Annotated in this window: 26 protein-coding genes and 2 pseudogenes; 3 read left to right on the top strand and 25 right to left on the bottom strand. The window is 47.3% G+C overall.

All coding sequences use genetic code 11. The features are described 5' to 3' along the window. Positions 1-230: pseudogene (locus L5M37_RS22565) on the top strand (IS1634 family transposase); the annotation flags it as partial. Between the two features lie 712 nt (positions 231-942). Here L5M37_RS22565 and L5M37_RS22560 read toward each other — a convergent pair. The 3 genes from L5M37_RS22560 to L5M37_RS22550 all read right to left on the bottom strand — a co-directional run bounded on the left by L5M37_RS22560 (position 943) and on the right by L5M37_RS22550 (position 3,021). Then, positions 943-1,200: a hypothetical protein gene (locus tag L5M37_RS22560; protein WP_259216132.1), complete on the bottom strand. Its 258-nt coding sequence runs from the start codon at positions 1,198-1,200 to the stop codon at positions 943-945. Positions 1,201-1,424: 224 nt separating this feature from the next. Beyond that, positions 1,425-1,736 (bottom strand): helix-turn-helix domain-containing protein, encoded by a 312-nt coding sequence (locus tag L5M37_RS22555; RefSeq protein WP_140906700.1) that lies wholly within the window; start codon positions 1,734-1,736, stop codon positions 1,425-1,427. Positions 1,737-1,815: 79 nt separating this feature from the next. Continuing rightward, positions 1,816-3,021, bottom strand: a complete 1,206-nt coding sequence (locus L5M37_RS22550) for an RNA-guided endonuclease InsQ/TnpB family protein (protein WP_086904945.1) — start codon at positions 3,019-3,021, stop codon at positions 1,816-1,818. A gap of 55 nt (positions 3,022-3,076) precedes the next feature. On the opposite strand from L5M37_RS22550, the pseudogene tnpA reads away from it, so the two are divergent. Beyond that, a pseudogene (gene tnpA / locus L5M37_RS22545) lies at positions 3,077-3,274 on the top strand (IS200/IS605 family transposase); the annotation flags it as partial. Positions 3,275-3,277: 3 nt separating this feature from the next. On the opposite strand, the gene L5M37_RS22540 reads toward tnpA, so the two are convergent. The 10 genes from L5M37_RS22540 to L5M37_RS22495 form a co-directional block, all read right to left on the bottom strand. Next, entirely contained in the window at positions 3,278-3,553 is a 276-nt protein-coding gene (locus L5M37_RS22540) for a hypothetical protein (RefSeq protein ID WP_259216134.1), read from the bottom strand. Between the two features lie 28 nt (positions 3,554-3,581). Then, on the bottom strand, positions 3,582-3,839 hold the full coding sequence (locus L5M37_RS22535) for a hypothetical protein (protein ID WP_218737364.1): 258 nt from the start codon (positions 3,837-3,839) through the stop codon (positions 3,582-3,584). Between the two features lie 293 nt (positions 3,840-4,132). Then, complete coding sequence (locus L5M37_RS22530; RefSeq protein WP_011787749.1) at positions 4,133-4,465, bottom strand: DUF6488 family protein; 333 nt, start codon at positions 4,463-4,465, stop codon at positions 4,133-4,135. 25 nt (positions 4,466-4,490) lie between these two features. Next, on the bottom strand, positions 4,491-5,021 hold the full coding sequence (locus tag L5M37_RS22525) for a hypothetical protein (protein ID WP_011787748.1): 531 nt from the start codon (positions 5,019-5,021) through the stop codon (positions 4,491-4,493). A 19-nt stretch (positions 5,022-5,040) separates the two neighbouring features. Continuing rightward, positions 5,041-5,736, bottom strand: a complete 696-nt coding sequence (locus L5M37_RS22520) for a HupE/UreJ family protein (RefSeq protein WP_011787747.1) — start codon at positions 5,734-5,736, stop codon at positions 5,041-5,043. Next, complete coding sequence (locus L5M37_RS22515) at positions 5,726-8,869, bottom strand: efflux RND transporter permease subunit (protein WP_011787746.1); 3,144 nt, start codon at positions 8,867-8,869, stop codon at positions 5,726-5,728. Before L5M37_RS22515 ends, L5M37_RS22520 begins: the two co-directional genes overlap by 11 nt. A gap of 11 nt (positions 8,870-8,880) precedes the next feature. Beyond that, entirely contained in the window at positions 8,881-10,125 is a 1,245-nt protein-coding gene (locus tag L5M37_RS22510; RefSeq protein ID WP_014609898.1) for an efflux RND transporter periplasmic adaptor subunit, read from the bottom strand. Positions 10,126-10,133: 8 nt separating this feature from the next. After that, positions 10,134-11,417: a TolC family protein gene (locus L5M37_RS22505; RefSeq protein WP_014609899.1), complete on the bottom strand. Its 1,284-nt coding sequence runs from the start codon at positions 11,415-11,417 to the stop codon at positions 10,134-10,136. A 13-nt stretch (positions 11,418-11,430) separates the two neighbouring features. After that, on the bottom strand, positions 11,431-12,189 hold the full coding sequence (locus L5M37_RS22500) for a M56 family metallopeptidase (RefSeq protein ID WP_263177138.1): 759 nt from the start codon (positions 12,187-12,189) through the stop codon (positions 11,431-11,433). 230 nt (positions 12,190-12,419) lie between these two features. Next, complete coding sequence (locus tag L5M37_RS22495; RefSeq protein WP_014609901.1) at positions 12,420-12,797, bottom strand: BlaI/MecI/CopY family transcriptional regulator; 378 nt, start codon at positions 12,795-12,797, stop codon at positions 12,420-12,422. Between the two features lie 89 nt (positions 12,798-12,886). Between L5M37_RS22495 and L5M37_RS22490 the strand changes: the two genes are divergently transcribed. Beyond that, entirely contained in the window at positions 12,887-13,246 is a 360-nt protein-coding gene (locus tag L5M37_RS22490) for a DUF3147 family protein (RefSeq protein ID WP_011787741.1), read from the top strand. Between the two features lie 491 nt (positions 13,247-13,737). Here L5M37_RS22490 and L5M37_RS22485 read toward each other — a convergent pair whose 3' ends face one another. The 12 genes from L5M37_RS22485 to L5M37_RS22430 form a co-directional block, all read right to left on the bottom strand. Then, the gene (locus tag L5M37_RS22485; RefSeq protein ID WP_263170212.1) at positions 13,738-13,875 is read right to left on the bottom strand and encodes a hypothetical protein; all 138 of its coding nucleotides are present in this window, start codon (positions 13,873-13,875) and stop codon (positions 13,738-13,740) included. Between the two features lie 9 nt (positions 13,876-13,884). Further along, a complete protein-coding gene (locus L5M37_RS22480) occupies positions 13,885-14,148 on the bottom strand; it encodes a hypothetical protein (protein WP_259483858.1) in 264 nt (87 codons plus the stop codon). A gap of 6 nt (positions 14,149-14,154) precedes the next feature. Beyond that, entirely contained in the window at positions 14,155-14,709 is a 555-nt protein-coding gene (locus tag L5M37_RS22475; RefSeq protein WP_263177140.1) for a hypothetical protein, read from the bottom strand. A 3-nt stretch (positions 14,710-14,712) separates the two neighbouring features. Next, a complete protein-coding gene (locus L5M37_RS22470) occupies positions 14,713-16,071 on the bottom strand; it encodes a TraB/VirB10 family protein (protein ID WP_259216136.1) in 1,359 nt (452 codons plus the stop codon). Position 16,072: 1 nt separating this feature from the next. Beyond that, positions 16,073-17,332: a type-F conjugative transfer system secretin TraK gene (locus L5M37_RS22465; protein WP_259216137.1), complete on the bottom strand. Its 1,260-nt coding sequence runs from the start codon at positions 17,330-17,332 to the stop codon at positions 16,073-16,075. A gap of 5 nt (positions 17,333-17,337) precedes the next feature. Next, positions 17,338-17,994, bottom strand: a complete 657-nt coding sequence (locus L5M37_RS22460; RefSeq protein ID WP_140906557.1) for a TraE/TraK family type IV conjugative transfer system protein — start codon at positions 17,992-17,994, stop codon at positions 17,338-17,340. A 9-nt stretch (positions 17,995-18,003) separates the two neighbouring features. Beyond that, complete coding sequence (locus L5M37_RS22455; protein WP_140906556.1) at positions 18,004-18,288, bottom strand: hypothetical protein; 285 nt, start codon at positions 18,286-18,288, stop codon at positions 18,004-18,006. Positions 18,289-18,359: 71 nt separating this feature from the next. Further along, positions 18,360-18,758 (bottom strand): hypothetical protein, encoded by a 399-nt coding sequence (locus tag L5M37_RS22450; RefSeq protein WP_205403074.1) that lies wholly within the window; start codon positions 18,756-18,758, stop codon positions 18,360-18,362. Between the two features lie 113 nt (positions 18,759-18,871). Further along, a complete protein-coding gene (locus tag L5M37_RS22445; RefSeq protein ID WP_259216138.1) occupies positions 18,872-19,507 on the bottom strand; it encodes a DUF4400 domain-containing protein in 636 nt (211 codons plus the stop codon). 12 nt (positions 19,508-19,519) lie between these two features. Continuing rightward, on the bottom strand, positions 19,520-21,394 hold the full coding sequence (traD, locus tag L5M37_RS22440; RefSeq protein WP_140906554.1) for a conjugative transfer system coupling protein TraD: 1,875 nt from the start codon (positions 21,392-21,394) through the stop codon (positions 19,520-19,522). Beyond that, entirely contained in the window at positions 21,387-24,239 is a 2,853-nt protein-coding gene (gene mobH / locus L5M37_RS22435) for a MobH family relaxase (protein ID WP_259560901.1), read from the bottom strand. The genes traD and mobH overlap by 8 nt, the downstream gene beginning before the upstream one ends. Then, on the bottom strand, positions 24,239-24,958 hold the full coding sequence (locus tag L5M37_RS22430; protein ID WP_263201860.1) for a hypothetical protein: 720 nt from the start codon (positions 24,956-24,958) through the stop codon (positions 24,239-24,241). Before L5M37_RS22430 ends, mobH begins: the two co-directional genes overlap by 1 nt. Positions 24,959-24,966 lie beyond the last annotated feature (8 nt).

Raw genomic sequence — 24,966 nt, 5'->3', positions numbered from 1 at the left:
CGGCGCTGGAGCACCGGATCCGGCAGGGCTTAGTAGAGCAGAACCGGAGTGTGGCGGACATGAAAAAGAAACCCACGCAAAAACCGACTGCGCGGTGGATTTTTTTACGCTTTGGCGGGGTGCACGAGTACCAGTTGGGAGAGGCGCCACCTCAAGTCACAGGACTCACAGTGGACCAGCAGATCATTCTCGACGTGTTAGGCGAACGGTATCGGCAAATTTATTCCTAAATCAGGTGCGGAAAGTCGGGTGAAAACCTCTAATGGCTAAGAGCGTCCCTTCTAATTAATACCCGCTTAGTGCGGGTTTTTATTGCCATTAAGCATGGAAAAAGGCGCTTAATCGCGCCCTTATTGCCGAATAACACAGTGGTCTCATAGCGATTCATTCTTCTTGTAGGCAATGATCACAAGCATTGCAGCTAAAACAGTATTGACAACCGCAACCCGCGCCGCCGTCGCTTACGCCGCAATCACAGCAATTAAAGAGAGAACTACAGTCCCACTTGCCGGATTGATTAAGGCATTGAGTGCTGCCACCTTCGCTCGTTGTTACTGTCCCTAGGATATTCATCGTCATCTTGTACGCTCCTGCTTTGAGTTTCTAGCAGCTTCTCACAGATTCAAAACGACACAAATTTCTAGGGAATCTCTCAAACGGGGATTGATGTTTTTCTGATGGCTCAAGTACGACAGCTCCGGGACACGCTTTCCCCCCAGGCTGACAACTCTGTTAGGCGATTACATGGGAATTGTTGATTTTGGCCAATGCCCGGATAGATATGAAGCGACGTTGAGATGTGTGTTAAGCACTGACATAGATGTGAGTGTTTTAGTCCGGGACTTCTTCAGCTCCGGGACATGATTCCCCCAGGTCCGTAACTCTGTTAGGCCTTTACATGGGAGATGTGTTGTTCCCGGCAACGCTCCCAGGGGACATATATTAAGGAAGGCGCACTTGATGAAAGCGTTCTTTGTATAACTCCCAAGCCTGATTCTCTAACTCATTTATTCGATCATTTTCCTCATAAGTGTCTGCATCGGGGCTCAGACCAAAAAAATCATTCCATCCATTCCACTCTCCGGCTTTTCTAAAGATAAACTCAGGATGCCGATACAATTTATTATGAGGATTGAACTCATTCCCCACGCTAAGCCATGCGGCTAAAATCGTTTCTATCTGTTGATTTGATTGAACCATGCGCAAATTCTCGTAGGGGTATTTAATAGTAAATTATGTCACATTATTTTAAGTAAGGGAGGGCTAAATTCAAACTTTGATTCGGTGGAATTAAGCTGAAAATATTTAAGTTAACACTTTACATTCATGCTGTTAGGTGTGATTTAGCTTGGTGCAGATTTGCAGGAATTTGAACGGTAGAAGCAAAAAACGGAACCATCGGCTCCGTCTGCGGCTTGTGTCTCTTAAGAAAGCACACACTCAATGCCATTCTTATCAATCATGTTAAGCAATCTTAACGCGGCACCCTGTGGCTTAGACTTTCCCTGTTCCCATTTTTGAATGCTCTCATTGCTCATATTCAGAATCGTAGCGAGGACACCTTGGCTAATGTGCTCACGCTCCCTAATATGCTTTATTCGCTCTGCTGTCATTTCATCTAGCTTTGCGCTGAGCGCGAGTGCATCGATTTTTCGCATGGTTAGCTGATCCATCGTGCCATTTTTAGCTAAACGCTGAGCCAGTTTGTGCATTCTATCTAAGCGTTCATCAGTCATTTCGAACCTCTCTTAACTCACCACTTAAGATGTTATTTGACATCCTCCTCGCCGTAAACGACGAGGATTCCTACTGCGGTTAGGCGCGAACGCCGGACTCGCTTCGGTGGGTTCCTGCTGCTGGCGGCATTGTTGCACCACTCACTTCACAGGCTAATCGGGCGTGTCCCGCCCTTAATACATTGATCGCGCCGACGACATCGGCGTTTTCTTCAAAGCCACATTCCACACAGGCAAACCGAGCTTGCGTGGCGCGGTTATCCTTCGATATGTGACCACAGCACGGACACGTCCGGCTGGTGTTTTTCGGTGGAACGGCGATCAGGTGGCCGCCATTCCATGCCAGCTTGTAATCGAGCTGGCGACGGAACTCAAACCAGCCTTGATCAAGAATGGCTTTATTCAGGCCTGACTTCGCCCTAACATTCCTACCCTGTTGCTCGGCGGTTCCTGCCGCTGATTTTGACATGTTTTTGACCTGCAAATCTTCAATACAGACTATCGCGTGGTTTTTGCTAATGTCGTTTGATATTTTATGCAGGTAGTCACGGCGGCTGTTGCCGATATTGGAATGAATGCGCTGAACTTTGGCTTTGGCCTTTTTCCAGTTATTGCTGAATTTTACCTTGCGGCTCATGGCCTGCTGCGCCTTGCGCAAAGCGGTTTCGTGCCGTTTGAAACTGTTGAGCGGGGCGTAGAAACGGCCATCGGACAGGGTGGCAAAGCGGGCAATGCCCATGTCAATGCCGATGGCATCGCCCTGATGCACGGCAATTTCAACTTCCCGCTCGGTCTGGATCGATACATACCACTTACCACAAACCTGACTGACCGTGACGTTTTTAATCTCACCTTCCACCGTCCGACTGTTGCGGTAACGCAGCCAGCCGAGCTTGGGCAGGAAGAGTCGATTATTGCCTTGCTCCAGTTTCACCCCTTGTGGATAGCGAAAGCTATCTGACTGACCCTTCTTTTTGAAGCGCGGGAAGTCTGCTCGTTTGGCAAAGAAATTTTTGTACGCCCGATCTAAATCTTTCAGCGACTGTTGCAGCGTTTGAGAAGGTGAATCAGACAGCCATTTTGTTTCTGGCTCTGCTTTCCATTGTGGTAACAGATTATTCAGTTCAAAGGCCGATAGTTTCTTTTCACCCTGCTCATGTCGTTCTTTTTGCAACGCCAGCGCCTTGTTATAGACAAACCGACAAGCACCGGAGAAGCGGCGCATCTGGCGCTGCTGCTCTCCAGTGACAATCAGTTCGAATTTGTAGGCTTGCAGTCGTTGCATGGCTTGCTCATACTGTGTCAATACAACTCAATTATAGATTGGTCTATGGAAATAGAAAGCGATTTTGTCGAATCTGGTTAACAGTCTCAAAGGTGTATCCAGCCGGATGATCCGAAAAAAGAATTACCCTTCGATCAAAAAGAAACTCTGGGGAGGTGCGCTCTGGTCGCCCAGTTATTTTGCGGGGAGCTGTGGTGGTGCGCCAATTGAGATCATCCGGCAGTATATTGAGCAGCAACAAACTCCGGCGTAGCCCTCAGAACGGCTTCGCCGTTGCGCTATTCATCCTCGCCCTGAACGGCGAGGTTTTCCGCACTATCCGATAAACGTCAAGCGTGTTGTGGTGCGGAGTGGCGCATTGCTTACGCAACGCAACTAGCTGTTGATGGTCTTTGATAATAGCCAGCAGTTGCTCAGCACTGGCATTTCCTAGGATTTCTTCTAAGACGCAGACGAGGTGAAGGATCGGTTTTAACGCCAGCTGTTTTGGCTTAGCACGGTACTGATGTTCAACTAACTTACTGATTTTCATCTCTGGCCTATCTCTGTCATCGTTTAACTTAGAACCGAGCTGGTTTGGTGACTAACGCGGTACGCCAATCACACGCCAGCTCTGGTAAATCATCGTCATGGCCGCTATCCCTATGATACCAGCTATGTACCATATCCTTATGGAGAAGAGATGGCAGATCACCACGGCTTTCAGCGTCGTCACGCACTGACAATACAGTCTCCACCGGGGCTTTCCAGAAAATGATTTCACCGTCCTCTTCCTGAGTCGCACATGTCGCGCCGGATGGCCAATCGATGTTAGTCATTAACACCTGTACGACCATAATAAAGTTTGATAAAAATTATGGGTGTCATGAACGGTAATACCGCTATTGTTTGATAATTTATCTGAGGACGAATTTCAGTTTCTCATAATTAAGTTTGATCATTTTCAAACTCACTTTTGGACATTTCCGCGTTAGAATTTTAACTCTAATTCCACAGATTCGAATTACCAAAAGTATGGCAATGCTCGATCTAACAATAAGTGAAAATATATATTCAAGAGGGATATCTATGGCACTGTCTAATGCGTACTAGACAGCATCATATCGGGATATTAGAACTTGTTTGTATCTTTAACTTCCAATAATTCACCGTTACTGGCGATTTTCAGAAAGACCTGTTTTTTAGTGGTGGGGTTAACAGCGCTTATTACATAAAAATTACCTTCAAAGGTCACAATGGATAATTGTGATTCAGGTACCTCTTTCCATGAGCCATCTAATTTACCTACCTCAAAACCAAAGTCTTTAAATGTCATTTGATTGAGTGACTTAGCGGCAACCTTTATTGCACCTTGCCCACTAATCACACCATGATCAGCATGGGCTAAAGCACTACCATTCATTAATAGGCCACATAGGGCGACAACTGTTATCAATTTTTTCATAGCATTCTCCAAATTATGTCAATTATTATTTAAGGCCAATGACGTCATACTGCCCTTTAACCAGTAGCTGTACGGCTATCGGTTTATCCGATTTATTTTTCCAATACCAACCATGGGAACCCGCGAAAGGTGCCGTAAAGCTCCCTTTCATTTCGTTTGATGTTGCTATGGTGTAACTCTCAAAATAACCTGTAGTATCTCCCTCTGGTTCACCATGGAGGTCAAAATACAAAGCGTCGCCATCAGTTAACCATTCATAGGTCATTTTGGCATACTGTGGCATAGCAAACTTATATTCGACGCCTCGACCAGCGGGAACAACCACTTCAATCGTTTGAAATTCTTGGCTGTTTTTCTCACCTAAGCCCTGCGTTGAAACCACACCTTCGGCTTCAGCGGCTTGTGCAAGTGTCGTTAATCCCAATTTTTGGCCTACGCCTGTCGGGTCAATGTTGTACTCGGCAGGAAGGATAAAAGTCACCAGAGCAACGGCCGCAATGACAGTTGCGGAAATACTGGCTTTGACTAAAGTGGTTGAACTCACAGTGTGTTGCATAATCTTCTCTTTTTATTAGTTAATTTACAAAATAACCAGTAAGCTGATAGCCCATCAGCATGATCCCGGCACTCATGAGTGCCGTGTTTGTGAGCGTTGAAAATCGCTGAAATGAAGGAAAGTGACGCCAAGCGTTAATCACTATCAAAATAAAGGCCAACGCAGCAAATTGCCCGATCTCCACCCCGATGTTAAATGCCAATAAATTGGTAAACAGGCCTTCCTGTGACAGTTCAAATTCCTGTAATTTGGTTGCCAGTCCAAAGCCATGGAACAAACCAAAGATCAACACCGCCATTTGGGTATTGGGTTGCCAATTAAAGCAGCGCTTAAATCCACCTAAGTTATCAAAACCTTTGTAGATCACTGATACGCCGATAATGGCATCGATCAAATACGCATTGACCTGAACATCAGTCATAACGCCAAGTAACAACGTTGTGCTGTGACCAATAGTAAACATGGTGACATACAACAACACATCTTTGCTGCGGTACAAAAAGAAGATCACCCCCACTAAAAATAGTAAGTGGTCGTATCCGGTGATCATATGCTTAGCCCCGATATACAAAAACGGAATAAATTGCACCCCTTGGTTTTGTTCTAAAAAGGCTCGGGTATTGTCATCGACCCCATGGGCCAATACATCGACACTGATAAAACCTAACAGTCCAATTAAGAGGAATAGGCTGATTTTTAATAGCTTATTTGGCATCAACTAACTCCATTGCTTCTACTTCAGTCAAAATAGACTCCTTTTCTTTGTGTAAAATTCGATATAGCGCGGGGATAAGAAATAGCGTTAATAGCGTAGAGGAGATAATGCCGCCAATCACTACGGTAGCCAGTGGCCGTTGCACTTCAGAACCAATACCGGTATTGAGGGCCATCGGAATAAAGCCAAGCGAGGCGACTAATGCGGTGGTTATGACCGGACGCAGCCTTGTAAGTGCCCCTTCAAAAATGGCGCTATCGAGTCCCATCCCTTCTTTACGCAATTGGCGGATAAAGGACACCATTACCAGACCGTTTAAAATCGCAATGCCCGATAATGCAATAAAGCCAACCGCGGCCGAAATTGAGAACGGAATATCGCGCAGCAACAGCGCCGCAATCCCACCAGTTAACGCCAGAGGCACACCAGTAAAGATAATCATTGCGTCTTTAAAGGAGTTAAGCGCCAACATCAGCAACCCGATAATCATCAACAAGGTAACAGGCACCACAATACTGAGGCGTTTTGAAGCCGATTGCAGTTTCTGATAGGTGCCACCGTACTCCAGCCAATAACCTGCGGGAATTGCTACTTTTTCACCAATAACAGTCTGAATATCGGCGACAAAGCTGCCTAAATCTCGTCCACGTACGTTAGCAGTAACGACCATTCGGCGTTTACCGTTTTCACGGTTTATTTGGTTAGCACCAGAAACCAGCTCTAAGGAGGCTAATTCTTGAAGTGGAATGCTTTGACCGCCAGGCAACGTAATTGGTAGATAACTGAGCGCATCGATGTTCTGCCTACGCGACTCATCAAGACGCACCACGATATCTGAACGCACATCCCCTTGGTAGAATTTACCCGCCACAGTCCCTCCCATCGCGGTTGCAACCTGAGATTGCACCTCCATGATACTGATACCATGCTGCATCAGCTTTTGACGATTAGGAATGATGTTCAGCATCGTTAGCCCCGTGCTCTGCTCAACCTGAATATCTGCAACGCCTTCGACTTGAGCGATAGCGGACTCAATTTCTGCACCCAGTGCTGTGAGCGTATCAAAATCATCACCAAACACTTTGATGGCAAGTTCTGCCCTTACCCCTGCCAGCAGTTCATTGAAACGCATCTGAATGGGTTGCAAGAATTCATAACGATTACCCGGAATGGGGGCGACTAGAGCAGCAAGTTCTTCGACGATTTGTGCTTTAGATTTGTTAGGATTGGGCCACTGCTCACGTGGTTTTAAGATAATGAAGTTATCCGCCACGCTGGGAGGAACCGCATCGGTAGCGACATCAGCCGTACCGATTTTGGCAAACACCCGCTCAACTTCTGGCATTTGTTTAATTTTATCTTCCAGTGTTTCCTGCAGGGCGATTGCCTGACTCAGCGAGGTTCCCGGAATTCGAAGGGCGTGCATAGCAATATCCCCTTCATCTAGATTAGGTGCGAATTCACTGCCTAATTTCGTCGCCTGATAACCAAAGATTGCCACTAACAGCGTGGCAGCGATGACAACCATCCAGCGCCCTTTAATAACCCAACTTAAGGCCGGGCGATATAAGAACACTGCGCCACGAATAAGTGGACTGTGTTTCTCTTTCACCGGTTTTTTAAACAGCAGTGCAACCATTGCAGGAACAAAGGTGACGGAAAGCAGCATTGCACTTAACAGTGCAATCACCACTGTAATGGCCATTGGATGGAACATTTTGCCTTCCACGCCTTCCAGCGCAAAAATCGGCAAATAGACCGCCGTTATGATAAAGACACCAAACAGTGCCGGGCGAATAACCTCGCGAGTGGCCTCAAAGACGAGTTCTAAACGTTCTTTTAATGGTAAGGGATCATCCCCCGCCTGACTTAAACGCCTCAGGCAATTTTCAACAATGATGATCGCGCCATCCACTAATAAACCAAAGTCCAGAGCCCCTAAGCTCATCAAGTTAGCACTAACACGAGTCTGCACCATGCCCGTAATGGTCATCAACATGGCAAAAGGGATGACTAATGCGGTTAAAAATGCCGCCCGAAAGTTTCCTAGCAAGACAAACAACACCACGATCACCAGAATTGCGCCTTCAAGTAGATTGGTTTGTACTGTCTGTAACGTTTTATCTACCAAGGTGGTGCGGTCATATACGGCAGTGGCCACAATCCCTTCTGGTAAAGTCGCATTGATTTCTGTGAGCTTTTCGCCCACGGCATGGGCTACGGTGCGGCTATTTTCACCAATTAACATAAACACGGTACTCATAACCACTTCACGGCCATTCTGCGTGGCGGCACCGTTTCGTAGACCTTGGCCATTTTCAATCTCTGCCACATCTTTGATGGTCAAGGCTGATCCATTGGCCGATTTCAGCGGGATATTGCCAATCGTGGCCATATCCTCTGCCTGACCGGGCATTCTCAGTAGCCACTGCGCGCCGTTTTGCTCAATAAAACCCGCACCTTGATTTTGATTATTTTTAGCAATGGCATCGACAACATCCGCTTGGGTTAAGCCAAAGGCCAAAAGTTTTTCTGGTTTGAAAGCCACTAAAATTTCACGTTCAAAACCACCAATAGGATTCACTTCAACAACGCCGGGCACTCGCATCAACTGCGGTCTAATCGTCCAATCGTGCACAGTGCGTAAATCCATTGGGGTGATCGGCGAACCATCGGCGTGGGTGGCATCAGGCAATGCATCCACCGTAAACATAAAGATTTCACCTAAGCCTGTCGCAATAGGCCCAAGCTGCGGCTCAAGTCCTACAGGCAATTCAGCACGGGCTGCGGATAATCGTTCGTTCACGAGCTGGCGGGCAAAATACACATCCGTGTCGTCACTGAATATGGCAACCACTTGAGACAAGCCATAGCGAGAAACGGAACGTGTGTAAGTTAGCCCAGGTAAACCTGCCAAAGCGGTTTCCAAGGGAAAGGTGACCCGTTGCTCAATCTCAAGCGGGGTATAACCTGGGGCTTCGGTGTTGATCATCACCTGCACATTGGTGATGTCCGGCACCGCATCAATCGGCAATTTAGTGAAGTTCCATATGCCTAATCCGGCTAAAGCTAATACCATCACCAGCACTAGGAATTTTCGCTTTATCGAAATGCGTAAAATCGATTCCAACATGACTTACACTCCTAGTGATCGTGGGATGCGCCAGACTTTTCAATGTCGGCTTTTAAGATATAGCTATTTTCGGTGACGTATTCAGTGCCAGGTTTCAAACCGCCCAGTACCTCAACCCATTCACCGCCTTGACGGCCTAGCTCCAGCATACGCACTTCATATTGCTCACCGACTTTGGCAAACACTACGGTGAAATCACGAAACCCTTGCAATCCAATTCGTTTAACCGCCAAAGACACCTCAATGGTGGCCACTTCAATCTTGGCGTGAACAAAACTGCCGGAGGTAAACGCTCCCTTTTCATTAGCAAGTTTTACCCACACGATACGGGCTTGATCATCACGCACTTGGGGCTCGATAAATGAAACAGTACCTTGATAAGTCTCATCCGAGCCCTCTATCTGCAAAGTGACGGCAGCACCGATGCTAACCTTTTGATAATCAATGGGGTATACCGCCAGTTTAGCGATATAATGACTGTTATCGGTGAGCGTCAGCAACGAACGGCCAAGGGTTTGCTCGCCACTGTTAGCGAACTGCTGGGTGACTACGCCATCGGATGGCGCTTTGATTTGATATGGCTTCAAACTTTCGTTACTTTCTATGGTTAACAAGGGTTGGCCTTTTTTTACCCTGTCACCCAGTCCAACATACAACTGCGTAATTTCTCCTTCAAAGCGAGCGGCGATGGCACGCTGCGACTCTACCGGTAGCGCCAATGTGCCATAGGCAGGGATTGTTTGGTGCAAAGTGGCTGGACCTGCAATATCGGTTTGAATATCCATCGCGGTGGCGACGGCTTGCTCTATCGTGGTGCGACCTTCAAAGTTGTCATACTGCCAAAGGTACGTTTTACCTTGGTATTTAGCCTCAATCGTGACCACAAACGAATGGGGTTCATAGATCTCCATATCACCACGGAGGAAATCCCCTTGCGCGTTAAAGCGAATGTCATCCACGACATTGCCTAAGCGAGTCAATTTAACGCTCAAATCAACAGTTTTGGGATCTAGTGGTTTCCCTTCATAGGTCAACCACACTCGAAACTCTGGAGGGACACCCGTTTCAAAAATGGACAGCTCTAAAGCAAAATTCCCCTCACGCAGCATACGTCCACGATGCGGACCTTTTTCTGGCTCAGCCTGCTCAGCAACAGGGGCTGAGGAAGCCATTACAGGTGTTGGGATGAAGGCGTTCATACCCATACTGAGCAGTATCGCCAAACTCAGTGACGAAAGGATGTGGTTATTTTTCATAAGTAATCTCACTGAGAAATGGACGTACCCGTCAGGCGTTGAATTTCGATGTGTTGCAAATGCAGGCTTTCAAAGGCATCCAGCAACTGATATTGAGCACTGAGTAATTCCCGATACACATCATTGTATTGGTTGTAACTGAGTTGACCTTTATCAAAAGCATTGCTTGCCTCTGACAGGGCTTTTTCGAGGGTGGGCACTATACTGTTGCGCACTGTATCTATCACATGCGCAGAGTGTGCCATTTCCTGTAGCAGTACATAGAGTTGAGCATCTTGAGCTTGCATTAATGCGCTTTGTTCGTTGACCAACACATCCTGCTGAGCGTGGAGGGCTGCGATTGTCCCTGCATTACGGTCACTTGTGCCCCAAGGGATAGAGACGCCTGCCACTAAACCAAAGTCATCGCTTGCCTCATAACGACGGACCCCAGCGGTAAATTGCCACTGGGGTTTGGCTTCAATTCGTGCCAGTTCCATTTGTGACTGAGCAATACGCTGAGCACTGGCAAACTGTTGAAAACGCGGATTCTGCTTTAGCAGGGTAAGCTGACTGTCAACCGACGGCACTGTTGGCATGTCCAGCAGATCACCGTTGAAATAATATGCTGCTTTAGGCTTACCCCAAAGGGAGGCTAGTTGATACTGGCTCGCTTTCAGCTCGTGTTCGATATCTTCGACCGCCAGTCCTCGGCGGATAAATTCAGCCTTTGCCAACTGCATTTCAACCGCCGAACTTTTACCTGCTTGCACCCGCTTGGCAATCGTATCAACAACGTTCTCAGCCTGAGCTTTTGCCATCACATTGAGCTTAAGATGCTCCTGTTTAACCAGTATATCGATAAAGTGCTTAGCCACCTGTGAAGACAAATCGAGCGCCTTGATTTGCTTCTCTATGACCAGTTTAGTGGCTTCCGTTTTTACCGTGTTAACACGACTATCAATTAGGTCCTGTTGCAGCAACCATGAGAAGGTGAGCGTAGATTGCACACTTTTCAATGCACTGTGTTCCCCCGTGCCTAACGCATCCTCAATCATCAGCCCAATTTCTGGGCGTTCACCGACACTCGCTTGCTGAATACGCCCCTCCCAGACTCGCTGCTGCGATACAAAAGCTTGTAAATCAGGATGATGGGTGAGAGTCATGGTAACCGCATCAGATAAACTGATTTTTTGCGGGCTTTCATCTGTCGCTGCGGATGCCGATAGGATAATACTCATTCCTATCAATGCAGCAGAAAACCGATTGCCTATCGGTTTTTTGGCTGTGCGTTTACAAAGAATAGCTTTCATTCCCAATCCTTACTTAATGGGTGAAAAAAGTTTCGATAATATGGTGGAGGCTATCCACCGTGGAGGCGGTTAATACTGGTGCTATGACTAACAACACAATAGCTAAACCGATTGCCAATCGAGAAGATGTACAAACAGGATAAATTAGGCGCTGCACTCGCACGCTGGTTTGATCATTGCCGAAATAGCTCGTTTGCAACCCATCACAACCTAGCGTTACGCTTCGTTGCATTCTGGCAACGTTAACCAGAGCCTGAGCAACGTCAAGATGGTCGTGTTCATTTGTCACTGCATGATCTGCCATCAGTTCAGTAAGCAAGGTAAATTGCTTGACCAAATGTTGTTTCATCCCGAGCGGAAAAAAGCCTGCAAAAGTCGCGAAGATCACTTTAAACAGAGGATCTCTGGCAGCGACATGCGCCATTTCATGCCGGATAATAATATCTAATTCCTGCTCATTAACCCGTTCTTGTAGTGCCGTAGTCAGATAGATTTTGGGAGAAATAAGCCCTGTGGTAAAAGCTGCAGGTATTGCCAAAGGTAATAAATAATAACGATGCTGAGAGTTGGCTTCTTGGGGGTAAACATCTGATAATCCAAGCAGAGACGCCATTGTTGATGATTGTTTTTTGCGAGAATAAACAGTCTTTATCATCGACCAAATCAAAAATCCCGAGGCCGAAAGCAAGGTAACTGCGTGCCAACTGTCGAAGCTAAAAATATCAATATGGTGCCAGTGAACAAATTCATTTAACCAAGCTGCAGAAAACAAATCTTGCTGCTTCGGCCAGAAAAAGACAACACAATTAATGGCTATCCACCAAGGCGCTGTGACTAACGACCATAGGATAACTTTACGTAACCTGAAAGTGAGATAATCTAATCTAGGCAGAGTGAATCGTAGAGCGATCGAGATGAACACAACACTGATAGCAAATGCCAGCACTGCAACACTCAGTAAATTCAGTGTAATCGCTAAATCGCCAACAAACATAAGCCTAATTATCCTTTCCGAAGTTGACGTTGTTCTTCAATTAAATGTTCCAAGATATCTAGCTGAGCATCATTCAGATTAGCGGATACTGAACTAAAGGCCGCGATCAGACTGTGCTCACCCTCTTCGATAAAGTCACTAGTAACATTGGTAATAAGTTTGGCGATCAAGGCTTCTCTGTCGACTTTTGCTCGATAAAAGTAGGCATGACCCTGCTTAGTTCGACTCAGTAATCCTTTTTTAAACAAGCGATCTAAGGTGCTCTGAATGGTATTGAGTGAACTCTCTCGAGACAACCCAAGCACCGCATGTACTTGCTTAGCATCCGCTTCAGACTCAGTCCAAAGATGTTGCAAAACCTGCTTTTCTAATTCACCTAACTGCATAACACTTTTCTCTTGCCATAATGACCGCTATAGTGGCAGAACAAAAACCGATAGGCAATCGGTTTTTAATAACTCATAGTGAGGGTGGAATGGGCTGGCTACTAACAAAGTATATGATCACCGCTGCAGTCGTTGTTGCAGCTTCTGAGCTTGCAAAGCGTAGTGATAAACTTGGAGCGCTGATCGTGGCATTGCCGCTGGTCACCATTTTAGCCATGGTTTGGTTATATGTTGAAAAACAGCCAATGGAAAAAATAGCGAACCATGCTTGGTACACGTTCTGGTATGTCATACCTACATTACCTATGTTCCTGATATTTCCATCACTGTTACAACGTTTGGGTTTCTGGCCATCGTTACTAGTGAGTGCCACGATAACCGTAATTTGCTTTTGGTTGTTTGCGTTATTCGTAAAAATATTTGGAATCGATCTAATTTCATGGCACTAGAAAAATGATGTGATTCAGTAATAGTGGGAACTTTATACATTACAAAAATTTGGTCAACCTGTGCACAGTTGGTATCAGGTCCTTTGCTACTCCTGAAAAGCTTTGGGGCAAAAATGTGCTAACTCTTAATCCGCACATTCACCAAAAGAGCCAAAAAATATCAAACTATTATATAAATGATCAAACATTATTAAGAATTATCAAACTATTATATAAACGCACAACACCGATAAGGCCTTGGAGGTTTCCGGCATCCCAGGCATAAACAAAGGCTGGTCGAGTTGAATAAAAGATGTTGCTACGTCCATGATTTCCTTCTGATAACGTCAAATAGGTGTTGAGCTAACCCGTATTGGGTGATGTTGATAGGATTTAGCCAGTAAGCGGCTAATGCCCTTGGCCAGTTTTATTTCCCCTAAGCCCATAGCCTGCCAATAAAGGCAGTCAAGCGCCCCTAAGCAAAGCGCGATTTTATAGATCTCTTGTGACCGCTAAATGGCACGAGTTAACTCTGATTTGCTCGCGCTAAAGTGCCGACGTAAATGAACACGGATGGGACGCTGTTGGCGTAAGCCCATAACATTTTCGTCATCGCCGGTGATTTTTTTGGATGCTTTCTTACTGGCCATACATCCTGCCTAACTGTGCATTTGGGTGAGCAGTGACAATATGGTGCGCCTGATTGATTCAGTCTCTCCAAATGTCGTTGGAATTGGGCAACGCAGAAGGGACTGTGCTGCCTCGGGGTGTTGCTGGATATTCTCTGCGTTAATCTCAAATATGTTGATGGCTAATCGCAGTGAGTGTGGGAGCTCACCCAGATTGTGAGTCTCAATAATCTGGGCTAGCTGGTTTTGTTCACTCGCTGCCAACAACGCTTGAGCGATTTCCATGTCAGCCATAAACAATTAATTCCCTGTCAGTTCCGTGGCCATCTGAAGCAGCTGCTGTGGCGATGGCGGTACTTTGCCTTCGTCTTGGTATTCGCTACGAATTTGCTTAATGCGGAGCAACACCTCTGCTCTTGGGATGTCCATTTTGAACTCTTCAGGAATGCGCAGCGTCATACCGCTATCGATGACGAGGTATCCCATGTCAAAGTAGATCTGTCCCAGCTCTTGAGCCGCCGAGCTTAAATCCGCTTGGTTAACCGATTCCTTTGACCATTGTTGAAACATCTCACCTAAATCTGCGACTACGATTTTGGATTGAGTATTGGTTTGTTCGGCGCTTACACCCGTGCCAAAGAAGCTCATGCCAAATTTCATCACGCCAAATAGCAGCACTAGGCCTGCCATCACCATGATCATTTTGACGGGGGACAAGCCCTGCGGAGCCGCGGGTGTCGCTGGCGTTGGCCCAGCGACGGGTTGTGCAACCTCAGCGGGAGCGGCTTGCTCTGGCTCAGCCAGAGCGCCGATAGTCGGTTCCAATTTTTCAGAATTTACGTTTTCGGTTGTCATTGCTTAACCCTTATATTTGAGGCTAACACCGCGTTGAACAATGAGGTCAACACCTTCAATACCGCCGTGCATTTCCAGATACGGTCTGGCTTCGTCGGCTAACTGCAGGTAGAAGTCAGCAATCTTGTCGAATGCGGTACTTGAGCCACCAGCAAGTGAGCTGGTCGCCGTGTTTTTGAAATAGGTGCCGTCATAAACCACATCACCAGACACTCGATTGGTCGCGGCTTGTGTGAGGGTTTGGGCGCCAGTGCCATAGATGCCTGCCCAGAAGGATTGCTTCACCACTTCACCGTAGAGTGTTACTAACTTGGCTGGGATACCGCTATGACCGTCTTGGCCTTGCACTGCGGCAATGAACGGCTGCTCAATCGCACGACCTCTCTGGTCGATACAGCTGATACTCTCAGCGCGGATTTCGACACGACGGGTACTGGCACTACCACGGGCCGCGCCAATCACGGTACAACCCACTAGATCGATAGTGAAACCGTTAGGCATCACCCCAACGTCTACGATTTTTAATAAAACTGGAGCAGGGTTTGATTGCGCCGATGAGCTGGTAGGTACATGTTGACCCGTAAGCAAGACGGTTGGTATCACTGTGCCAGCTGACAACCATGTCTCAGGCTCTTTTTCAGTTTTCTTGCTAGAACCTGTGTTCTCTTGAGAAATCGCTTGTTTTGCTTTGGCTGCGACTTGGGTTTTGGCTGTTGACGCATTACCAACATTTGCTTCAGCACCTGTCGCAGCGGCCTTACCTAAACTTACGTCACCACGGTTCATGGTTAAAGGCTTTGACACTGGCGGGGTCATGGCGACATTCGACTTAAGGCCTGCCATTGGGTCTAGGTTAAACTCGGTACTTGGCAATGAAGGTGCTTGCTGGGCGATATTTTCTGGTCGAGCTCCTTTCGCGCTCACACTGTCTCGTGCTGTTGCGGCATTTTTGCTTTGTTGTTCAACCAGCATTTGCATTTGATGCGCGATGGTCTCGAGGCGCTTTTGTGATTCAAGCTGAGACATTTGCAGGGTATCGACCTGTTGCTGAATTCGCTTTTCACTAGCTTTTTGCTCGGTGTACTGTGCATCAATCGCTTTTTCACGCTCTTGAATTTTCTTTCGCATCGCTATGAGTTGGCCTGAAGTCTGAGTGGACTCCAAGCGCTCACTGCCCATGGTGCTCATAAACGTAGGCTTCGCCCTGACGGGGGCTGAGCTGGCTGGGGTGTCTGGAGCCGAAGGGAAAATAGCTTCCGCCAAGAAATAGGCAGGCAATGCCATTAACACGATTAATGCGATAGTGCGCTGGTTCGATGGAAGCGCAAGCCACTTGCTTTTTAAATCCTGTAACGCTTGCATGTTAACCTCCTACACGGCTACGACGTGGAACTTTCATTTGGCGTTCGAAGTAGCTGCGGTCACGCAGAATGTACACTTCGGTGCTTTCCCTTGGGCCTAATGTCGCTTTATCTAACACACCAACGGCCATCACATCTTCACGACCTGGCCCCATGCAGGACTCGTCGCGGAATGAACGTAAGCCATTGACATCGTTTCTGACCTCCATGATGTCAACGACCAATTTGGAGCCAATTAAGCGTTGTTTCACTTCATGGTAAAGCGGGAGCATTTGGCGAATATCGCACGGGTAACGCACTTCCGCCGGAATGGTGTCACCTTCAAGTAGTTCGTAACCTGCCGGAACTTCGGCTTTGGCCACAATTTCCAGTAACTTCATTACATCGTCAACATGGCTGTCAGCGACGGGCTGGTTATTAGCAATACGCTCACGCTCTGCTTGTTTTGCCGATTCCAGCTCCTTAGCTTCGTTCTCGCTGTAGATAGACACGGCTTGCAAAGCTGCATTACGTTGACTCGCGTTATAGCTAACGGTTAACTCCACGAGCACTGGTGGGACGTTTAATGGCACCAAGTAGAGTGATACTGCGGTCTCAGGTGCGCCATCTTCTTCAACTATTAAGTCAATCGCGCCAGCGTTAACGCCAGGTGTGACGTACACAAATCCTTGCTCACCGTAAACCAGCGCTGCATCACTCGGTACTGACGTGGTTATTTTAGCGTTTTTGAACGAGGTCGCGATTCGGTTCGTGGTTGACAGCGAAATTGGCAATGTCGTTGTGCCACCGGCTTTCAATGCAATCACTTGATGGCTTTTGTACTGCTTGCGTAAGTAGTCCATTGAGTCATCACGACGGCTAATGACTTCTCCGGCATTGGCAGGGGAGATCGCCGTCGGATTAACAAGGCTCGCGCCGCCGTAATTGGGGACTTGTTGATGCTCTGTCTGTTGCATTGGTTGCTGTGCTGGCGGCTGGGTCTCTGGATGTTGATTGAGCACTTGTTCATTGGGCGAAACCGTTAACGCAGTTTGGGTACCAATTTCTTTGTTCGTATCGATGGCCAGAGGTTGATTCGCATAAGGGCTGTTTAATTCAGCCTGTAGCTTTTCTTCTGCTTGATTGAAATCAGTACCCAAAACAGGTACTCGTTGCGGATTCACTGATTCAGTCGGTAACGAATAAATGTCATCGTCAGCAGCAAAAGCAGGAGTGATCATTAATGTCAGAAGGATTGCAGTTGAAAGGGGTCTTTTATTCATAGGTCTCACCGTGACTCGATTTTAATCACACTGTCTTTATCCAAGGCAGTTGTTGCGTTTTTGCCTTGGAGAATTTCACGCTCACGTTGAGCAGGGTTAACAGCAGCTGGATATTGTTGAATATCCAGAATCATGGGATTGCCGTTTCGGATCCCGATTTTTAATTCAAAGGTGTACGCAGTAGTATCAGCTGCGCCTGTTTTTAATGAGGTTGTGGTTTGTTCACCCACAACCCATACGTAATCTGTGACAGATGAATAAATCGCGTCAGACGGGACGAACTTCTGACTAACACCCCTGAGCGCCATTTCTTCGATAGCTGCGGCCATCGTCGCTTCCGCTTCATCTGGGTTAAGTTCTAACGGGATCATCTTGGTCACCCTGTCGATAACGAACTTAGCATTCTTGGGGGTGATATTGCCGATGATGGTTGCAATCATCAGGCCCCATTGGATTTTGAATTCTTGAGTCACGCTATTGCCGTTCATGACAATCGGCTCTTTAAAGTCGTTTGGCATGACAATGACTTCGGTCTGCTTGGTCATCACCATGAACAGCAAAAGCACCACGCTAATGCTTAGTGCCAGATTAGAACGACCTATGTTTTTGTTAGAGATATTGAGATTGTCGTAACTCTCTTTAATCTTCGATTTCCAAAGCATGTTGACCTCTTACTTAATTAATCGACGAATGGCTGGTGACATGAGGGTTTCCGGCCCTTTGGAAATCCACAAACCGTTTACCCATAACAGATGCTTTAATACGCCACGTCCAAACTTTTTAAACAGTGTTTCTACTACGGCCATGCTGCTAATTGCCGCGATAATGCCTAAGTTGATGTGACCTGATGCAAGACTAAAAACCATCACAATCACCGCCAGCTTGATTGAGTCCCAATGGATAGTTCCAACTTTGATAGCGCCGTTACAACGCTTAGGAAATCTCGCTTCACTCATGTCTCACCCCTTGAAAAAAAAGGGTGCATATAAGATTGCACCCTTCCTTGATACAGCAAAAATTGTCGCTATTAGTGAACTAGGCCAGCTTTCAGCGCTTCTACGGTTACAGTTAAGCTGCCGTCGATAGTTGTAGGCGCGTTAGCCAGTACCAGAATTACGACAACAGAAGCTAAGAAACCAATTAGGTTTGGTTTAATCATTGAGAATGCGATAGTGCCTAAAATCGACAAACCCATGATTGCCTTAGCCGGCGCACCCGTCATTAAACCCTTTACCTCGTCCCACATTTGGTCGAAGAAAGTGTGTAGGGTCGCGCCAGATGCTGATACCGCACTTGCTTCTCCAGCAAACAGCAATGAGCAAGCTACCGCGACAACGATTAGGGCGAAGAACGCTCTTACGGCAACAGGGGCTTCTTTAAACTGCTGGATTAGTCCTTTCTTTTCGGTTTTAGCGCTTTGGTTCATTGTGGATCTCCGTTAAATGTGACGGTCAAATTTTAACTGTTTGCGTGTTACTGTCAACACGTTATTTATATTGTGAGCGCTATCTATATCAAAGATAGCACACGGAGAGGTGATTACATGTTCTTCGCGCTGTTAGCCAACGTAGTTTTGAGTAACCAGCCGATAATCACCGCTGCAAAAAGCGGGAAAAGCGGGAACAGCTCATTGGAGATAAATGCAGGCGTAACGCAGTAAAGCTCTAACAGAATTACCACCAATATTCCTGACCAAAGAGCCAGTCTGAAATAGCCAGTTGATGGTGCGGTAAATTCATGTTGCTTAATTTTACGTTGCATTAATCCGTCCACAGCTGATGCGGCAATCAACCCAATGGCCATCCAAAACCAGAAAATCAGCAAGGATAGTCTCAGTAAGCACTGATACCAAATGGTCTTGATGTTTTGAGAAATCCGTGTAAGAGGGGTACGCCATAGTTGATCCCCTTTTAAACCAGTGTCCTGATGATACTGGTCAATGAACGCGGCTAAACCTGATTTCACCATCGTCGCCTCGTACCAGCCTTTCGCCCTAAACACCACAACCATAGTTGCCTCCGTGCTAATGGCCTTTTCTATATTTGAGATTTCCTTCCGTAACATTTCGTTATGCTCTTGGGGCTGCATGAAAATCAGTACGTAAATACTGATTAACGCTCCAACCGCCAAAATTAACCTGCCGTGCAGGGTCTTACTCTCAACTACGCCGTCCATAATCAACACTCACTACAGTAAAATCGGAATACGACATTGATAGGTCTTACCGTTGGCCAGACGTGCGACGTACTGCAACTTAGGTAATTCCGACATCAATGAAAGAGGGTACGCTGGCTTGTCAGCTTCCATAATCCGCTCACCCACCGAGCCCGAGTAATTGTGGAGCTTACTGGTAGAATCGGTGTTAGAGCTTAACTGCCATTGCTTTGACTTAATTGGATACTCCGGGAGTAGCGCCGCAAATCGCTCCCTGGTGATATCATCTCGAGCTCGCAGACAGAACCAGTTAGCGGTTAACGACAAAACACGGCTCGCTACTGCATCACCGGCTTTATCAATCAAATCGGGAACACCCTGAGTAGATAGGTGCAATTCAAAGCCTGCACCACGACCCATCGCGGCTAAGTTAATTAGGCCGTCGGAGAGTGCAGAGTGGATTTCGTCACCAAACACCGACACACGTACCCCTTTACCGCCTTCGTAGTTGTAACGTGACGCAGCTGCCGCGCAGGTATCTTCCATAATGAGTTTCGATACAGCTGCTGAAATTGCAGGGTTACCCGATGAATCGGTGGCGATGTACAACACGCCGCCCGTATCAATGAATTTCTTGATGTCGATAATAGGGCGCTCGTCATCCGTATCATTCGGATCAGGGCTTAACATCTTGTCCAGCGGCGCAGCGGTTAACTGGGTTAACATCGGCTTGGTGGTCGCTAACATCTTGCTTTGGTGAGATTGGTCGTGCGTTAAGAAACCAATAAAACTCGATACCGCGTCTTCACCTTTGTCGTCAGGGATTAACACCTGTTGGTAGCGCATGATTAAACCCTGTAGCAAATTGCCGCGGCCTTCCTCGGCAATTTGGGTCGCCATGTTCGCGTACCAATCGGGCCCGTAATGCATAGTCATAATCTTGCTTAAGGCTGCTAGGGCCAATTCGCTTTTGCGGTTTAGCATGTAATCAGCGACCATCTTGATTGATGGTCGCTTACCGATAAAACGTAATGCTTCAGCCGTGACGTAGAATGAGTCCCAGGCATAGGAGCGAAAACCCTCAGAGCTTCCTGAGCCTTTTTCTAAGACGTTCGCTAAGCGCGATGCAATCTCTGTTGTCACTGTGAAGTTCACCAGTGGGTCAATTCGCACTGATTGACTTGGCTCAGCAATGTTGAAGTAATAAAACGGGACGCCTAAACGCTTCGCTTCTGCGCGTAATCTGTTCTTCCAGTTTGGATCGTTCTTAGGGTCTAACACTAATACAGAGTTACCACGGTAAAGGGCGCCAACACTGTTAAGCGTTAACATCGTTGTTTTCCCGGCACCAGGTAATCCGGTGTAGAAACTATGAGACCAGAATAGCGAAGCATCCAGCCACAAATCCTGCTCGTCACCACACCCCTGAATCCACGGCCGACCTTCTAATTTCTCGGTATCTGCTTCGACTTTCTTCAGGGCTCTACGCACTGCCCAAGGCAAGAAACCCTTAGCGTGTTCTGGGCGTTTACCCACCAGCTGATAAGCTCGGTTTGCTTCGGTGATCGTCCACTCAAAGCCGCGACCAAAGAAGGCCTTATCCCTCTGGGTTTTGCTCAGATCCCACAAAGCGCTAGATTCAATGAGGTATTGATAGTTATATACCAACTTAATCTGGCGACGTATTTGCGGTAAGGCTTCTTTTAAGCGCTTAACCGACATACCCGCTGTGGCCGCAATAACCGAAACTGCGACCATCGATACATCGTGTCCACTTACCCCGTGGTATACCCACGAGCCTGCCGTGAACAAGGAGGCTCCAGCCCAAGCATAACTGGATTGGATTTCATAAATCGGCCTATACATGTTCTCCATGAATAAGCCGTTAGTCTCGATGCTTTTACTCATGCTCTATTCCCACTGTCTCAAATACCATCCATGCAACTTGGTTACTGTCTGTCGCAATTGAGGCGTTGTCGCCTGCTGTGCGCTTGAGGCTAGTCGCCTCTTTTTTTGCTAACCCTACTTCTTGCTCGTAAGTGGTTAACGCGAAACTTTGGATTCGGATCACCCCAGGGCGGAGGTCTATACCGGACTTGCCTGCGCGAGCCATCGCCCAACCAATGAACACTTGCAACTCAGGCGGGTACTTGCTCTTTTCCTTCGGAGACTTGTTACCCGTGGCGACTTTTAGCTGTGAAAGTGTCGATACCTGCTCGGCAGGAGGGGTAAAGCTCGCAGACGTGGTGGCGGGCTCAACGGCAGTTTCAATGGCCGCTTCAGCGACGGGGACGGTAGGTTCCATGTCAGTCGTTAACATCGATAGATCTTCCGGCGTAAACCATGGCAGCTCATTCTCCGGCGTGGCCAAAGACATCTCCCCCGTGTACTCGGACAACGGTGGAAGTTCGTCAGTCATTAACGAAGATAAATCTTGCTCTGGGACTTCTGCCATTAGGCTATCTACCGCGTCATCAATGAACGACGGGGCTAAATCAAACTGACCGCTTGATTCTGGTGATACTTCGTTAGGCATTAACGGAGATAATTCTTGCTCCGGGACTTCTGTCATCGGGCCATCAATCACATCATTGATAGAAGACTCCTGCTTGGGCAGGTTATTCGGCTCTGTAATGACCTCGGTGGTTAGGGCTTTATTCTTTTGCTTTTTGGCTTTGCGTTCATCGGCCTTAGCTTGAAGCTCGGTCAGCATGTCACCCACTGGCTTGGCAAGAACGTCGGCTAGCTTCAGCTGGTAGAACTTTTGTTTGTTAACGACATGAATAACTTTACGCGGCGCTTTAGGGTCTGGAATAAGTAACTTGTTATCCATCAAATCCTTCAGCACGGCACCCTCGTCAAAACCAAGCCCTCTCATTTGCTGGTCAATTTCTTCGAATAGGCTGGTATTCAATGTCAGCACGTCACCATCCAGCTTTGCTCGATGTAGTGTGTTGTTAGCCGTTAGCAGGTATTCGATTATCAGATCAATACAGGTCTTGTCCTTCGATACTTCTGCTGGCATTTCTTGGGCTACTGGCTCATTTATCTCTACTGCCGCTTCCACTGATTCACTAACTACCGGAGTGTCATTCATGTTCTTAAACACGATACCCTTGGTGTCTGGTGCTGGAGCGCTGGTATTGGATTGCTCTGGCTCTTCCTTAGATTCAGCTTGCGGTTTCTTTGGCGCAGGCTTACTCGGCGTTGGTGCTGGTGCCGGAGTGTTGGTGTTCGCCGGAGCTGCTTGCTTCTTCGGTTTCTTTGTCTGAGCCTTACTTTGATTTGTTTGCGACCCATTCTGCTGTGCCGGTGTTACCGCAGGAGCAGGGGTTGACGCAGGAGCTGGTTGGGTTGGTGCAGCCGTGTTGTTAGCCGGAGTTTGCGGGTCTGGCTCACGGGTATCTGTCAGGGTGATTAGCCCAGTATCGGCGTAATGGATTAACAGTGAATCGTCACGGGTTAATGAGATTTTCCCATGAATGCCGCGTTGCGGAATCTCCTCGCCATAGACGATGCCTGCCCATTTTGGCTTAACAACTTTGATTGGCCCTGCCGTCCACTCTGGATTCGTAACTGGGTGCAAGTGGCCACTGGTGTAATCCTCAAACAGCGGCTCAAATAACTGACGCTCTACCAGCATCTCAAGCATTTTTCCGACTTGCATTGGGACGTTAAAGCCATCTTCCTTGAGCGATGACATCACTTTGTTGAAACTTGCTGGGTAAGACACGTACACATCTTCGGCGCCCAGGCACCAAATGTCGGCTTTCTCTTCGTTAACCTTCCAGCCGCGACGCATCATTTGTAAGCGCTTAATAAACGCCGCTTCCAGTGGCATCTTGCGAGCACCGGTTAATCTGTCCCATTGCCACATCATGTCTTTGTGGACGGAACGTGCTTCGCCTTTTTTAAGACTGTCTCTAAGTGAGTTATTAACTTCGATACTGCCGGACAAGGTTTCATAGATGGCGACCTGAAGGTCATCTTGAGTGCCAAATAGATACTGCTTCGCTGCCTTGGTCAGTACAGTGTTAAGCATGGATGATGCAAGCCCAATGTGCTTGCCGTGACGGTCTGCATAGTTCCACGTCACTTGATAACGGGATACTTGGTTGCGCCCTGACCAATCATAGATATTTTCGAGTTGTGGGTTCCAGACTGAATCATCGGCCTGCACGGTCATGTCATGTAGAGCTTTACCGATGTCATGCACTAACCCAATTACCCACGCCGCATATTGCCAGCGGATTTTCTTACCGTGCAACTCGTCGGTAAATTTGGTCTCTTTAATATCAACCGACGCCATGTGACGCAGGGAGAACAGAGCCACCTCTAGACTGTGACGCGCTAAACCACCAACAGCCGCGTGATGATGGTTTTCTGAGGCTGGGAGTAGGTGAGCGTAAGAAAGGAAATTCGCTACCACATCCCTAACCAATGTCTGTGCGTTATAGACTTGGTTGTATTCAGATAGGTTGGCAGGATTGAACGTGTCACGATGAATATCAGTCAAACCCAGTTCACGAATCGACATATCAATTAGGTCATTATTGGATTTAATGATTCTCGCTTGATTCGCTACAGCTACACCGTCAGCTACGGGAGGGTAGAAAGTCTCTACCAACTCTTCGCTGACCGCTTTAGTCTCAACCCCACCAACAGCCATCCGTACCGCATTCTTATCTGGGGCTTTGCCATCCAGTAAGAAGGATCGAACAGCCAAACTAACTAGCTTGGCTATTTTCTTCATTATGCGTTCACTACCAGTTTGCCGGAATCCTGCTCAATTTCTTCAGCGCCTGAGTCGTCATTGGCTGACCGGTCATCTGGATTGTTGCGGGTGATGGTTTGCATGATTTTGTTGTAAGCGTCTAACGAATAAATTCCGCCCTTACGGTCAGCTGAATCTGTAGCTACAGTTCTCATGCGACCAAAGAAACGAGTCATGGTGTTCATCGTTATACCGCGACTATTGTTGCTGACTGACTCAGAAATCACGCCAGCTAACCAGAGGTTTTCAATAGCTGCGATAGATTCATCAATCTGGGAAATTACGTCGATTACACGCCAGTAGATTGGGTGCTCGATTTGAAATGTCACGCTGAACGATTCTGGTGTCACCACGTCTAAATCGGCATTGTTGCCAAGCGAGGTAGACAACTCATTGTTGTGGATTGTGTTGAGAAGGGTGCTGCGACGAACAGCTTCTTCTTGCTCAGCTGCAAACCACGCATCTAAACGGTCACGGATTTCTTTGTTGTTAGACGTCAACACAAATAGACCAGCGATACGGGCGATGCTGTATTTGATATTCTGCTGACGAGCATCATTGCTAAACAGCTGCTGGATGGCGCTACTCTTGAAATCCATTTCCTTCAGAATGAATTTACGCTGCTGAACTTGACGCACTGCAGATGGTTTCTGAGTGCGCTTTGATGAAACTTGTGGGTTCTCGTTGGTCTGACTCATATAATCCT

Source organism: Shewanella sp. SM69 (assembly GCF_025653985.1).
GTDB lineage: Bacteria > Pseudomonadota > Gammaproteobacteria > Enterobacterales > Shewanellaceae > Shewanella > Shewanella oncorhynchi.
This window is presented reverse-complemented; position numbering and strand designations above follow the sequence as displayed.

Bases quoted from the DNA above. Each gene is read 5' to 3' on its own strand.
- L5M37_RS22560 (WP_259216132.1), bottom strand. From the start codon at position 1,200: ATGGTTCAATCAAATCAACAGATAGAAACGATTTTAGCCGCATGGCTT.
- L5M37_RS22555 (WP_140906700.1), bottom strand. From the start codon at position 1,736: ATGACTGATGAACGCTTAGATAGAATGCACAAACTGGCTCAGCGTTTA.
- L5M37_RS22550 (WP_086904945.1), bottom strand. From the start codon at position 3,021: ATGCAACGACTGCAAGCCTACAAATTCGAACTGATTGTCACTGGAGAG.
- L5M37_RS22540 (WP_259216134.1), bottom strand. From the start codon at position 3,553: ATGAAAATCAGTAAGTTAGTTGAACATCAGTACCGTGCTAAGCCAAAA.
- L5M37_RS22535 (WP_218737364.1), bottom strand. From the start codon at position 3,839: ATGACTAACATCGATTGGCCATCCGGCGCGACATGTGCGACTCAGGAA.
- L5M37_RS22530 (WP_011787749.1), bottom strand. From the start codon at position 4,465: ATGAAAAAATTGATAACAGTTGTCGCCCTATGTGGCCTATTAATGAAT.
- L5M37_RS22525 (WP_011787748.1), bottom strand. From the start codon at position 5,021: ATGCAACACACTGTGAGTTCAACCACTTTAGTCAAAGCCAGTATTTCC.
- L5M37_RS22520 (WP_011787747.1), bottom strand. From the start codon at position 5,736: ATGCCAAATAAGCTATTAAAAATCAGCCTATTCCTCTTAATTGGACTG.
- L5M37_RS22515 (WP_011787746.1), bottom strand. From the start codon at position 8,869: ATGTTGGAATCGATTTTACGCATTTCGATAAAGCGAAAATTCCTAGTG.
- L5M37_RS22510 (WP_014609898.1), bottom strand. From the start codon at position 10,125: ATGAAAAATAACCACATCCTTTCGTCACTGAGTTTGGCGATACTGCTC.
- L5M37_RS22505 (WP_014609899.1), bottom strand. From the start codon at position 11,417: ATGAAAGCTATTCTTTGTAAACGCACAGCCAAAAAACCGATAGGCAAT.
- L5M37_RS22495 (WP_014609901.1), bottom strand. From the start codon at position 12,797: ATGCAGTTAGGTGAATTAGAAAAGCAGGTTTTGCAACATCTTTGGACT.
- L5M37_RS22490 (WP_011787741.1), top strand. From the start codon at position 12,887: ATGGGCTGGCTACTAACAAAGTATATGATCACCGCTGCAGTCGTTGTT.
- L5M37_RS22485 (WP_263170212.1), bottom strand. From the start codon at position 13,875: ATGGCCAGTAAGAAAGCATCCAAAAAAATCACCGGCGATGACGAAAAT.
- L5M37_RS22480 (WP_259483858.1), bottom strand. From the start codon at position 14,148: ATGGCTGACATGGAAATCGCTCAAGCGTTGTTGGCAGCGAGTGAACAA.
- L5M37_RS22475 (WP_263177140.1), bottom strand. From the start codon at position 14,709: ATGACAACCGAAAACGTAAATTCTGAAAAATTGGAACCGACTATCGGC.
- L5M37_RS22470 (WP_259216136.1), bottom strand. From the start codon at position 16,071: ATGCAAGCGTTACAGGATTTAAAAAGCAAGTGGCTTGCGCTTCCATCG.
- L5M37_RS22465 (WP_259216137.1), bottom strand. From the start codon at position 17,332: ATGAATAAAAGACCCCTTTCAACTGCAATCCTTCTGACATTAATGATC.
- L5M37_RS22460 (WP_140906557.1), bottom strand. From the start codon at position 17,994: ATGCTTTGGAAATCGAAGATTAAAGAGAGTTACGACAATCTCAATATC.
- L5M37_RS22455 (WP_140906556.1), bottom strand. From the start codon at position 18,288: ATGAGTGAAGCGAGATTTCCTAAGCGTTGTAACGGCGCTATCAAAGTT.
- L5M37_RS22450 (WP_205403074.1), bottom strand. From the start codon at position 18,758: ATGAACCAAAGCGCTAAAACCGAAAAGAAAGGACTAATCCAGCAGTTT.
- L5M37_RS22445 (WP_259216138.1), bottom strand. From the start codon at position 19,507: ATGGACGGCGTAGTTGAGAGTAAGACCCTGCACGGCAGGTTAATTTTG.
- traD (WP_140906554.1), bottom strand. From the start codon at position 21,394: ATGAGTAAAAGCATCGAGACTAACGGCTTATTCATGGAGAACATGTAT.
- mobH (WP_259560901.1), bottom strand. From the start codon at position 24,239: ATGAAGAAAATAGCCAAGCTAGTTAGTTTGGCTGTTCGATCCTTCTTA.
- L5M37_RS22430 (WP_263201860.1), bottom strand. From the start codon at position 24,958: ATGAGTCAGACCAACGAGAACCCACAAGTTTCATCAAAGCGCACTCAG.